The organism is Thermomicrobium sp. (assembly GCF_053493975.1).
Map to the genome: position 1 here is coordinate 1 of NZ_JBRBZA010000052.1, position 11,965 is coordinate 11,965.

An 11,965-nucleotide genomic window follows, 5' to 3' on the forward strand; every position below is an offset into this window, starting at 1 on the left:
TTCCAGCTCCTGGCCGAGCGCTTCTCCCTGGTGGAGCGCGAACTGGCCACCCTCCGCCGCGTGGTCGGGGATCTGGCCGAGCAGCAGCGCGCGACCACGGCCCAGATCGCTGCCCTCACCGAGCGGATGGAGCGGGTGGAGCAGCAGCAGGCAGCCACGACCGAGCAGATCCGCCTGCTCACTGAGCGGATGGAACGGGTGGAGGGCCAGATCGCCGAACTCGTGGCTATCGTGCGGCGACATACCGACGACCTCGCGCAGCTGCGCGGCTGGTACCTCGAAGTCAAGGCGCGCGATCGAGCGCCGGCGATCTTCGGCCGCTGGATGGACGAGACTCGGGTGATCACCCCGACCGAGCTGCGGCGCATGGTCCGGCAGCGCTTCACGCGCGAGGAGATCGGGCGTCTCATGGACGCCGATATCGTCGTCACGGGCACTATCGACGACCATCCGGCGCTGCCGACCGTCTGGCTGGTCATCGAAGTCTCGGTGACGGTCGATCAGAACGACGTGCGTCGAGCGCTCGAGCGGGCTGAGCTCTTGCGCCGAGTCGTCGCCAACGTGGTGCCCGTCGTGCTGGGCGATCAGGTGACCGAGGGAGCACGGACACTCACCGAGGAGGAACGGGTCGTCGTCGTGCGCAACGGTCACATCATCGGCTGGCGGGAAGCGATCGAGCACTGGGTCACGGCCGCCTGAAGTCGGAACGACGTCCCCCGCGGTCAGTCGTCAGCAAGGACGAACGCGATCGATGAGAGCGAGGGAGGAACCTAGCCGCCCCGTATCGGGCCGGTCACTCGGCACTCGTCGCCTTCATCGGGCAGGGCATGGAGGAGGGCAGTACAGTCGGGCCGGTGGGCCGATTCGCACGATGCGCCGGACGGAGCCACGCGTGCGGGTTGCACGGTGCTCCGGGAACGGCGCGTAGCAGGAGCGAAACGGCACGCTCGACCGTTACCCCTCTGCCGCGTCTCCCCGCGAGCACGCGGTGACTCCCAGATGCTCATCCGCGCTCGTCTTTGGCTGCTCGGGACAGGCTGACTCTTGCCGAATGGGATGTGCTCCGTCGCCATATCGACGCAAGGGGACGACCGGCCGGAGCAGCGCCAGCGATGCGCGGCGAGTCGAGACGCCTGCCTCACTCCGAGAGCGGGCGTAGACGGAAAACGACGACCGTCCGCGGCCGGCCAGCGCGATCGGGAACACCGGGCTGGAAGGTGTGGCCCTCGTATTCCATGCGACCGAGGCAGCGGTAGAAGCCGGGTCGGGTGAATTCGAAGACCCACAGCTCGCGACCGCTCGCACGATGCTCGGCGATGGCGCGGTTCCCGCGGACGAGCCGCATGTCGCCACGTTGTCCCTCACCGGTGTAGAAGTACCAACGCCCGTCCTCGCTCCAGCGGTCGCGGTAGCCGTAGGCTCGGCCGCTCGGCGAGGAAAAGAGCAGGACGATTGGTGCAGCGCGAGGGGTCACGATACCACTGGACCGTTGACCACCGATCTGGCGATGAATCTCCTCGCGCCGGTACTCGCGCCGCGGACGAACATGGCGCGCGACCTCCCCTTCGGCGGCTTTCGTGCTCTGGCAGCATACCAAAAGGACGCGTCATCCTCGCTCGCGCTGGTCGACGCATCCCGCCGCTGGCCAGGTCGCCGGGCGCTCGTTCCGGGAGGGTGAGACTGCGCCGCTTTGCGGAGGTGTCCGACTGTTCAGGGATACGAGGAGCGGGTCGGGTCTGGCCGGAGGCCGTCTGGCGAGCGGCCAGTCGGCGAGATGGCGAAGGCCGTCGCGTCGAGGTGCGAGCGGAGCTGTCGTATGCTATGGAGCGAACGGGGGGAGGGGCATGGCGCGTCGGGTACTCGTCTCGGTGCACGATGTCGCACCAGCCTGGGTGGAGGAAGTCCGCTGGCTGCTCCGCGAACTCGATGCGATCGGCGCGCACCCGCGGAGCCTTCTGGTGATCCCCTGCCACAACGGCCGGGACGATCTGCGCCGCTGTCCCCAGTTGGTCGAGCTACTCCAGGCGGAGGTCGCGAACGGTTCGGAGATCGTGCTCCACGGCTACACCCACGCTCGAGCCGGGCGATGGCGCGGCGACCCGATCACCGTCGCGCGGGCAGCGCTCTTCGCCCGGGAGGTCGCCGAGTTCGTCAGCCTGGAATGGCAAGAGCAGCGGGCTCGTCTTCTGGCCGGTCGAGAACTTCTGGCAGACCTCGGGCTGCCGACACGCGGCTTCTGCCCACCGGGTTGGCTGCACACGACAGAACTCCCGGATCTTCTCCGCGAACTCGGCTTTACCTACCTGGTGGAGATGCTGTTCCTGCTCGATGTCGAGTTGGGACAGCGCCTCGTCACCCCGTGGATGGGGTTCATGGGAGCGAGTCGATTCCACGAAGAACTCGCCCAGTTCGGCGCGCGCCTACTGGCACCCTGGCGAACGCGAGCGCAGCTGGTCTCGGTCTTCTTGCATCCCCAAGGTGCGCCACGCTCTCCGGTGTGCCGGCGAGTCCTGCGGGAACTGGCACAGGAACTCGAGAGAGGAGGAGTTCCGCTGACCTATGGAGAGGCGATCCGTTCGTCCTGACGTGACGATCGTCATTCCGGCCCGGAACGAGGCGAGGACGATCGGGCAGGCTCTCGCCTCGATCGCTGAGCAAGCCTGGCCATTGGAGCGACTGGAAGCAGTCGTCGTCGACAACGGTTCGACCGACGGGACATCCGCAGCGGTACGAACGTTCCAACGGACGTTTCCTCGGCTCCGCGTCCGGCTCCTCAGCGAGCCACAGCCAGGCGTGAGCCGAGCACGCAACCGGGGCGCACGAGCTGCTCGCGGCCGCGTCCTCCTGTTTTTGGACGCCGACTCGCGCCTCGCACCGACCATGATCCCGGCCGTGCTCGGGCACCTGCACCGCGGCGAGGCAGCCGTGAGCTTGCGGGTGGTTGCGGACTCGAACGACCCGATCGACCGGGCATTCTTCTTTCTGGCGACCTGGGCTAAAGAGCGGCTGAGCGTGCCGACGCAGTTGTGCGCTGTCCGCCGGGACGTGTTCTGGGCAGTGGGTGGCTTCGACGAGCGGCTGCGCATCGCCGAGGATTACGATCTCTTGCGGCGGATCCGAGCGGCCGGCTTTCGAGTCGGCTTCGTGACCGAGAGCAGCGTGCTGACATCGCCGCGGCGACTGCACCGCTGGCCGCTGCGCCTCGGACTTCTGGTGACCGCGCTGCGATGGTTGGTGGCGCTCGCTGGTATCGGCCAGGATTGGCCCTATTGAGGTGGTGCAAGTCGTGGCCGGGACGACCGACCTTTCGGTGATCATCCCGGCCCGCAACGAAGAAGCGTTCGTCGCTCGTGCCCTGCACTCTATCGCCCGGCAGGCCTGGCCCCTGGAACGGCTGGAGGCGATCGTCGTCGATAACGCCTCGAGCGATGGAACCGCGGCGGTCGTCCGCCAGGTCGCGCGAGAACTCGCGCCCCTTCGCATCGTGCTGCTCAAGGAACCCATGCCAGGGCGCAGTCGGGCGAAGAATCGCGGAGCTACAGCAGCCCAGGGAACGCTCCTGCTCTTTTTGGACGCCGACTCGGTGATGGCACCGACACTCGCCGCCGAGCTCATTGCGCACTGGCATACCGGCTATCCGGCAGGAAGCGTCCGCGTCATCGCGGAGACGACCGATCGGCTCGATCGCTGGTTCTTCGATCTCATGGAACTCGGCAAGACGCTCTTCCGCATCCGGGCACAGATGTTGTACTGTAGCCGGGCGTGGTTCGAGCGGGCGGGTGGGTTCGACGAACGGCTCGAAATCGCCGAGGACCGGGAGTTCCTCCAGCGACTCCAGCGAATGGGAGTTCCGGTTTGCCACCTGACGACGAGTTGGATCGCCACATCACCGCGTCGCCTGCGTCGACTGCCGCTCCGCCTGGGACTGGTGATCACCTTTCTCCGCTGGCTCCTGGCGGAACTCGGCATCGGTCGGCACTGGCGCTATTGAAAGAGCTGCCCTGGTGGCTGATCCGTCTGGGACGAGCGGGAGGCGGACGAGCGATCGGCCTCTTGGCAGTCTGGCTCGGCTGGGAGCGGCTCACGGAACTGGTGTGGCGACCACAGCTGGTCCGGCCAGGAGGTTTCTTTCGCTACCGGATCGTGCGCTACCGCGGGCCGACGGCGATCCTGGCCGACGGGACGCGGATCGAGCCGGGTGACCCGATCGTCGAGATCCACTTCGACAATCGGCAGTTGCTCCGGCTGTGGCTGGCCGGTGCATCCCTTCCCTGGGAACTCTTGCGCCTGGCACGCGAGGACCTGGCTGAGCTGGCATGTCGGATCGCGCGGAGCGAGCTGGGCGAGGTGCGCGCGCTCACTGGGGTGACGCTGTTCGCCCGGGCTGGACGGCGGTTGGGTTTCCAGGTCGAGCCAGCACCACCGACCTGGTACACACGCTTGCAGCGCTTCTTCTTCGTCGGCTTGATCGCCATCTACCATCCGCTGGGTTGGCGGATGGCTGAACGCTACCGGGAGCGGGCCTGGCCCGGACGAGCCTGGATGAGCCGAGCGAGCTTGCTCGCCCGCTACGGGGCAGGTTGCTGACGCCGCTGGCGAGGCGAAACGGGCGCGGAGTCGAGCGCGGAGGCCCCACTGCGGAGGAGTCGGCGCAGTCCCCACCCTTCGACGAGGAGCAGCAACGTGACGATGACCGCGCTCGCGACGCACCACTGGCAGATGGCGTGGATGACGAAGAGTTCGAGGTAGGTGAGATACCCGGAATAGATGGTTCCGGCGAGCGCGATGCTGGTGTTGGCGCTGGTGAGGAGTTCAGCCTGGCGAACGAGACGCCAGCGCACGAGGCCGACGACGAGCAGCACGAGATACATGAAAAGCCCCAAGAGGGCGATGGGAATGCCGCCCAGCTTGGCATAGGGGCTGTTCTGCACTGTCGCACAGTCCCCGAGGCCACAGACCAGGAGCGACTCATCATAGGCCACGAGCGTGAGATAGCCAGCGACACCAGCTCCAGCCAGTGCGAGACCGAGCGAGACCAGCTGCCAGCGAGGACGAGCGCTCACTTCGACGCCTCCTCGATGCGCTGGGTGAGATCGGTCAGACTGCGGATGGTGAAGGGAGCACTGCCATTGACGCTGAAGGACGGCGTCGCGCGGACGCCGCGCGACTGGGCTTCGCGCACCATCTGCTGGACCTCGTCAGCGTGCTTGCCCTCGCGAAGACAGGAGCGGAAGGCACCGACGTCCAGACCAGCGGCGCGCGCGATCTCCTCCAGGCGCCGATCGGTGAAGGCGCCGACATTCTCACCGGTCTGGTTCGCATAGAGGGCAGCGTGAAACTCCCAGAATTTCCCTTGATCGAGCGCACAGGCCGCTGCCTCGGCTGCCCGGACTGACTCTTTGCCGATGAAGGCGAAATCGCGGAACTCCCAGCGCACTTTGCCGGTCGCGATGTATTGCTCGAGGATAGTGGGGAAGAAACGCTGCTCGAAGCTCTTGCAGGCCGGGCACTGGTAGTCCCCCCACTCGATGACGTGCACGGGAGCGTTGGGGTCGCCGAGGACACGGCCGTCGCGAGGAACGCTGGTGTACTTGGAGACATCGGGCATTTGGACGGCGGCGACCTCGCGAGCACTGCGCTGGCTCCACCAAACGCCGATCCCCGCAGCGACGACTGCGAGGATGACAGGGGCCAAGACGAGCAAGAGACGACGCTGGCGCGCTCGTCGTTCGGCTTCCAGCTTGCGCTGCGCACGGCGCGGCACGCGCTCGGCTCGGGACGCTGCAGGCGGGTTCTCGCGAGACGACGACATGGGGCGGACTCCTCTCGGCTGGTAGCGCATCGCTTTTCCCGGCCGGAATGGTACCAAACGCCCTTTCTCCGGCACGGATCGCTCGGTCATCGAGAAGGGCCTTAGGCCGGCAAAGGGTACACTCAGCCCTGTACTGGAGGCGCAGCCCCGCATGACGAACGGCAAGGAACCGACGCTATCTGCCTGCGAACACGACACGCTCGAGCCCAGCTGGACGGCAGCCCTGGCTACAGCGAGCGGTCGCCGCTGGCTCCGGCGGGCCGTCCTGCCCGTCCTCCCCGGAACCCAGGCGGCAGCGCTGGCTACCTTGCTCTTGGGCTTTCGCGATGACTTCCGAGCCGAGCAGCGCGATTTCTCGACGCGCTCGGTCATCGAGCGAGCGGACCAGGCAACGCTGGCTGCGAACCTGGAGTGGCTCGCTGGGAGCAATGCCGCGCTGGCGCTGTGGGAGCGCTTGGCCGAAGAAGGGATCACTAGCCTCGTCTCGGCTGCCCTGCGCGTGCTGCGTCGGGGCGACACGCGAGCGCGGGAACTCGTGCTGACCGTTCTCCTCGCCGATCCAACGCGGGAGATCGTTCTGCCGCCGTGGGCCGAGCGAGCGCTACTCCTCGTCGCGCTGGCGGATCGTGACGAGGTAGTCCGTGGTCTGGCCGTCGAGATCGCGGCAGGACGGTGGCCAGAATTGCTCGTGCCCGACTGGCCGCGCTGGACACGCGATGGGAGCAGTCGAGCTCGCCGGGCAACCTGGCGATTGGCGTTGCGCGTCGACGCACGCGCTCGGACGAGGGCAGCAGCGCTCGCTTTTGCCGAGGAGGAACCCGCAGAAGTGCGCGCTGACGCGCTCTGGGCGCTGGGTCAGGTTCTCACCACGGCGGAGATCGCGCCGATCCTGGCCAGACTGATCCAGCATCCGCGACCGGAGCTCGCCGAGGCAGCCGCCGAGCTCCTTTGGACGCGACACCGGCATCCGGAACCGGCTCGAGCAGCCCTCGCCAGTCCACATCCGAGGGTGCGGGAAATCGGGGAGCGCCTGCTCGATCCGAGGCGCGGCTCTCCAGCTGCGGGCGGAGCTCGACCCGGAATGCCCGTTCCCTGGTGGTAGCTGGGCGGACCGGACGCTCCCTGGCTACTGAAGCATGTCGCTGCTCATCGCCGCGCGGAGACTGAGACATGCTCGCGCTGGCAGGAAGACTGCCTCCTGCGCGACCGCACGGCGAAAAGGCGACTGAGCAAGGACACCGTGGGCAGGAGCTGACATCGGGAGCGCAGTCGTCGACGGAGCGAGTGCCGTCCCGCTCGGATCGCGGCTGCACCGCGATGTCGCGCGGTGCAGCGACCTGGAACTGCAACCATTCGAGGGAGCTCTGCGCAGGTTTCGGTGCAACCCCCTACTGGAGCGCTCGCCGCTCGCCGCGCACGACCACGGCGCATGGCTGCGAGGTGGACGCGTTCGCGATCACGGCCGCGAGGGCGCACCGCGAGCGGAGGCGAGGACGGGCGCGACAGCGCTGCTGGCGAGTGACCGGTGGACTCGCGGTACGACACTGCGCACCGACTGAAGACGCGACGAGCAGGAACGGGCTACAGTGCCTTCCTTGCCGGTGAGAGCGGTGCGCTCGTCGAGCGTCCATGCCGCCGCAGCAAGGACGCTGGCGCAGGGACCAGGAATCGTGGCCGGTTTCCACCGAGCATGGCGGGTGCTCAGCCGGCACAGTTGCCGCCCTCCCATTCGGCGAAGGTGACGATACGGATCTCGACCGGCCGGCCGAGGAGGGTCGCGAGCACCTCGCGGACAGCTGTCAGCCAGCGCCGCTCGAGGTGGCGCCGGACCGTCGCGCTGGGAACACCGAGCACGACCGGTCCGGCATCGGGTGCAGCCAACAGGCGAGCGGGCCGGATGCATTCGGCGATGGCGGAAGCAGGCAGACGCTCGCTCAGATGCTCCTGGGCCAGCGACCAGAGGGGAGCGAGTGCGGCGGACTGCTCGCTGCTCGCTCGCTCCGGCAGGTCAGCAGAGTTCCCGGGGGATGGCACAAGAGGGGAATCACTCGGTCGTTGGAGAGAGCGTTGCGAGCGGGTCAGCCGTGCGGCGAGGGCTTCCTCGAGCAAGGTGACGAGTCGATCGAGCGTGTCCGGTGCGAGGAGCCCGTCGACGGGGAACCCGGGAACGGCAGGACTGGCGAGCGAAGGAGCCGGCTGAAGGCTCACTGCCCGCGCGGTCGCAGGGCTCGGCCGAACGGCGTGACGCGCCCAGCGAGCGAGGATTTCGCGGATGCGCTTCGGGGCAACGTAGCGCGAGCCGGACGCGACGGCTTCGCGGATCGCTGCGACGAGGAGTTCCGCCGAGCTTTCACCGCGTGCGTCGGCCAAGGGGAGGAACTCCCGTTCCAACTCGGCGAGGAGCGTCCGCTCGAGCGGCGATGCGGGACGCGCGTTGGCTGCTTCGTAGCAAGCGATGACCTGAGGCGACGGTTCGAGCAACGGACCGGCACCGTCGGTTGGCGGCTGGACCAGTTCCTGAGGATCGCGAGCAGTCGTCGTAGTCGTCTGCTCACCTTGGTGATACGTCGTGTCGTCAAGAGCAACACTGGTTTCCTCCTCTCTGTTGGCCGGGCCAACCATGCTTCGGTTCTCGCTGGCGAAACCATCGTCGCTCGGTGCAACAACGGTCGGCGAACCACTGTTGCTCGGAGCAACATCGGCGAGCTGAGCAGTGTCGCTCGGCGCAACAGTGGTGCTGAGCGTTGCCGGTTGCTCGTCGTTGGCTCGAGCGCTCTTGCGACGGGCGTGACCGGCGCGCGTGCGGGCCGAAGCGCGAGCATCCTCGGCTGCGGCGCGGGCAGCGAGCGCTTGCCAGAGGGGGTGGCGACGGACGACGGGGAGGATCTGGTGCCAAACGTTGTCGCGATCGATCGGGGCGAAGCGGGGGGAGAAGACGTGCCGGATGTAGCGGTAGACGGCGTCGTCGCGGGCGGCCAACTCGACGACGCGCAGGACTGCCTCCGGGGTGAGGACGAAGCCGTCGGGTCGATCCTTGACGCGGTAGAAGTTGTGTGGGACTCGCCAGCGTCGGCCGGCCTCGTCGGTACGCGTGACCATTTCCTTGCGGATCTCGATCAGATCGAGGGCGACGAGGATCTTGTTGATCGTGATGAGTTCGGCACGATCCTCCCCGTAAAAGGCTGCTTCGGCCTGCTGAGAAGGGAACGCGTACCCGCGATAGGGTGAATGCTCCCGACGGTCGGTCCAGACGGTATAGGAATTGAGCAAACCGACCCCCTTGAGACCGATCAAGGGTGCGAACTGCGTGATGATGGTGTTCCAGTGCCAGAACCAGCCGCGGCGACGAACGTCATCGCCGCTGCGCTCGGGCTGCTCACCGGCCGTCAGCGGTGGATCGGGCATCGGGCGCTCCCCTCGGCTGCGCCACTCTGGCGACATGATAGCGGCACGTTGTGCTGGATTCAAGTGGTTTAGTCGTTTCATCCATTTCCTCCGTGCGTCGCGTGAAATATTGCATGTAGCCCGCGCGGTCGCGCTGGTGTCTGGACGAACCACCACTGCCGCTCGTGGTGGGGCGTACGGTGCGGTGCTGGCCGGAGTACTCTTCGGGCGGTTGGTGCGCTGATGGCTGCGTGCCGGCGAGTGGCCTCGACGCCGATTCCTCGCCCACGGGACGCGCCGACGCACCCGCGGCGCGTCAGGCGCCGGCACGTCGAGTGGGAGGGTGCGGCGCCTCGAGGCCTGACCGGTGCGGCGGGCCAGTGCCTCGTCAGGCGGTGTGAGTCGAGTCCGACGCGCTGTCCACCGCGCAAGCGGGAGAGTCAGGTACAGCCTCTTCCGGCACGCGGCGCCTGGATGCTGACGCGGAGGGCGGATTCGGTCAGTTGGCGCCGGCTGGCCACTCCCGTGCCGAGGCGACTGGTCGCTGATCGGCTGTCCGTCGATCCGCGCCCGGATCGCGATCGCTGCCAAGGCACTCGCCCGAGCGAGGCGACTGGAATCCAGTCCACTGTGGCCGAGCCTGCTGCGACGCTCGGTGGCCCGAGCGAGGCGACTGGTCGGCTTGTCTCGAGCCAACTGGGGTCCTGCAGCAACTGACCAGCGCACTCGATACGAGTGCGTGTGCCGATCCGGCTGCTGCTCGAGCGGAGCAGGCCTGGCTGGTCGCGCAACGATCTGCTCTCACTGAGGGACACAGCACGAAGGGTCGGAAAACGGACAGGCGGGATCGAGCCGCCGAAACGACACGCGAACGGGCGAGGCGAGAGGCGCAGTCGCGGAGCGAACAGGCGAGATGGGGACTCGCGCGCTGCGCGTCGAGCGCGCAGGCTGCTCGAGCGGGCGTCGTGGGGGCGCTCCGCCGCCGAACGGCGTCTGGGCGGCCGAGTCGAGGCAGCACGGTGCCGGCTGTCCAGCCGAGCGCGCTGGGTCGGTCGGGCGCAGCGATCGGGACGGGCCGCGGAGGGGACTGGCGGCGATGCTCGTCTCCGGCCGGCGTGGCATGGGGAGCGGAGTGGCGAGATCACGAGGACACCGCAGCGGGCTAGCAGGGAGAAGCGCGTCCAGCGCATCGCTGCGCGGGCGGGATCAGCGCGGTTGAGCCGTTCCCCGGCACGGGCTGCGCTGGGCGGCTCGGTCGAGGCGCGAGGGCGCACGGCCCGGTCCGACAAGGATCGGTACCGTCCGCTCGCGGTCGGGAGGACGAAGTTTCTGCTGCTCGATCGGGCGGTGGGCGGAGCGCGCATGGTCGCGGGCCAGTTGGCCTGTGGGCGGCGCGATCGCGGCTGACGGGGATCCCGTCGGGTAAGCCCTGGGCAGGCAGTCGTCGAGCACCGACTGGTCCATGACCGGTGGTCTGGCATGCGGTGACGAGCCGCGTGCGGCGGGGGCCCGCGTGCGCGGAGAGGGATGCGAACGCGGAGAGCGCTCTCGCGCTGGAGGGGCGCCGCGCGGCGAACCGGCCGGTGCGACTGCGGAGGCTCGTCGAGGGAGCACCGGTCGGGCTTCTGCTTGCGGTACCGGGAAGGGGAGCAGCACCGTAGGGATTGTCGGGACGCCGGCCATGAAACTGCGGCAGTGGGCGAGCAGGCTGCGCCTGACGAGCAGCTACTCGAGTCTTTCGGCACGTGACCCAGCGCGCCGATACGAGCGAGCCACCGTGATGGTCGGCGAAGCCCTCCAGCGGGGGATGGGTGGTGCGCGGTCGGCAGCGTACGAACTCGCTCGACTCACGGGCGGCCGTACTGGGCGAGCGCGATCGGCGCGTCCTCTCGAGACTCGAGCACGCGGGCGGGCGCGTCTTTTCGGGTTCGGGGGCTCGGCTGGACCGGCCGCCCGTTCGGCTGGCCGCGTGCAGCGGGCTCGTCACGTGCGTGGCTGCGTGACGAGTCGCGATGGTTGCTTCGAGTGATCCAGCACGCGTGCTGTTTACGCGATGCTTCACGAATCCCGCGTGTCGCCACGCGTGCAGTGTGCGCGCTCCCGTCACGTGCTGGTGGGCAGGAGACGGCTCGCGCGGCGATCGGGTGCACGAGGATAGCGTAGGGTGCGAGGTATCGTCGCGGTCAGCGCGCCCCGGTGCTGCTGCAGTGGCGTGAGCGTTCGCTGGGAGAAAGACGTGATCGGTATCGTGCAAAGTCGTGTGCATCATTTACTTGACTGATTGGGTCGCACGTGCTAGAATAGTCGCGTGACGATCGCACTGGAGGGTCAGCGATGGCGATCTTGCTCCCGTACCGGACCGATCCACGCTTGTTGTTCCAAGTCATGGAATACGCCAAGGGAAGAGGCATCGACCGGAGCCTGCTGGAGGCTCGCTTGGGCGGCGGAGAGCCGTTGCGGGAGACCCTGAACGCGCTGGAGCAGTTGGGATTGATCGAGCGGGACGCGAGCGACATTCGGCTGACGGAGGCTGGGCGACGACTGGCTTATGCCACCGATGCGCTCGAACGACAGCGCGAGTTGGCACGGGTGGTCTTGAGCTACCCACCGTACGGTGGGGTGATCGAGCGAGCCCTCCGCGAGGGACTGCGCGTGATCGATGGCCCCTGGGTGGAGCGGGTTTGGCAGGTAGAGATGCGGCTGGGCCAGCCCCGCAACAGGGTCGAGGAAGCGCGCACCTTCTTCTTCAAACTGGCGGAGGAGGCGGGG

The 11,965-nt window shown here is 67.8% G+C and carries 11 protein-coding genes; 7 read left to right on the forward strand and 4 right to left on the reverse strand.

The annotated features are described in order from the left end of the window. Nucleotides 1-699 (forward strand): hypothetical protein (locus tag ACWIVK_RS08785; protein ID WP_448576274.1); only part of this gene is annotated, 699 nt, incomplete at its 5' end. Nucleotides 700-1,138: 439 nt separating this feature from the next. Here the strand turns inward: ACWIVK_RS08785 and ACWIVK_RS08790 are convergent. After that, the gene (locus ACWIVK_RS08790; RefSeq protein WP_448576275.1) at nt 1,139-1,597 is read right to left on the reverse strand and encodes an HNH endonuclease; all 459 of its coding nucleotides are present in this window, start codon (nt 1,595-1,597) and stop codon (nt 1,139-1,141) included. Nucleotides 1,598-1,844: 247 nt separating this feature from the next. Between ACWIVK_RS08790 and ACWIVK_RS08795 the strand changes: the two genes are divergently transcribed. The 4 genes from ACWIVK_RS08795 to ACWIVK_RS08810 are packed head-to-tail and all read left to right on the forward strand — an operon-like array spanning nt 1,845 to nt 4,587. After that, the gene (locus ACWIVK_RS08795) at nt 1,845-2,585 is read left to right on the forward strand and encodes a polysaccharide deacetylase family protein (protein ID WP_448576276.1); all 741 of its coding nucleotides are present in this window, start codon (nt 1,845-1,847) and stop codon (nt 2,583-2,585) included. Further along, nucleotides 2,560-3,273, forward strand: a complete 714-nt coding sequence (locus tag ACWIVK_RS08800; RefSeq protein ID WP_448576277.1) for a glycosyltransferase — start codon at nt 2,560-2,562, stop codon at nt 3,271-3,273. Before ACWIVK_RS08795 ends, ACWIVK_RS08800 begins: the two co-directional genes overlap by 26 nt. A 13-nt stretch (nt 3,274-3,286) precedes the next feature. Next, entirely contained in the window at nt 3,287-3,991 is a 705-nt protein-coding gene (locus tag ACWIVK_RS08805; protein WP_448576278.1) for a glycosyltransferase family 2 protein, read from the forward strand. Beyond that, nucleotides 3,988-4,587, forward strand: a complete 600-nt coding sequence (locus ACWIVK_RS08810; RefSeq protein ID WP_448576279.1) for a YkoP family protein — start codon at nt 3,988-3,990, stop codon at nt 4,585-4,587. The genes ACWIVK_RS08805 and ACWIVK_RS08810 overlap by 4 nt, the downstream gene beginning before the upstream one ends. On the opposite strand, the gene ACWIVK_RS08815 is transcribed toward ACWIVK_RS08810, so the two are convergent. Together ACWIVK_RS08815 and ACWIVK_RS08820 are read right to left on the reverse strand one after the other, a co-directional pair. Continuing rightward, complete coding sequence (locus tag ACWIVK_RS08815; RefSeq protein WP_448576280.1) at nt 4,569-5,063, reverse strand: vitamin K epoxide reductase family protein; 495 nt, start codon at nt 5,061-5,063, stop codon at nt 4,569-4,571. The two genes, ACWIVK_RS08810 and ACWIVK_RS08815, sit on opposite strands and share 19 nt — an antisense overlap. Further along, nucleotides 5,060-5,812: a DsbA family protein gene (locus ACWIVK_RS08820; protein ID WP_448576281.1), complete on the reverse strand. Its 753-nt coding sequence runs from the start codon at nt 5,810-5,812 to the stop codon at nt 5,060-5,062. The genes ACWIVK_RS08815 and ACWIVK_RS08820 overlap by 4 nt, the downstream gene beginning before the upstream one ends. Nucleotides 5,813-5,963: 151 nt before the next feature. On the opposite strand from ACWIVK_RS08820, the gene ACWIVK_RS08825 reads away from it, so the two are divergent. After that, on the forward strand, nt 5,964-6,914 hold the full coding sequence (locus ACWIVK_RS08825) for a hypothetical protein (protein WP_448576282.1): 951 nt from the start codon (nt 5,964-5,966) through the stop codon (nt 6,912-6,914). A 599-nt stretch (nt 6,915-7,513) separates the two neighbouring features. Here ACWIVK_RS08825 and ACWIVK_RS08830 read toward each other — a convergent pair. Further along, nucleotides 7,514-9,298, reverse strand: coding sequence for a hypothetical protein (locus ACWIVK_RS08830; RefSeq protein WP_448576283.1), 1,785 nt, complete (start codon nt 9,296-9,298; stop codon nt 7,514-7,516). A gap of 2,232 nt (nt 9,299-11,530) precedes the next feature. Between ACWIVK_RS08830 and ACWIVK_RS08835 the strand changes: the two genes are divergently transcribed. After that, the coding region (locus ACWIVK_RS08835) for an AAA-associated domain-containing protein (protein ID WP_448576284.1) at nt 11,531-11,965 on the forward strand (435 nt) is incomplete at its 3' end.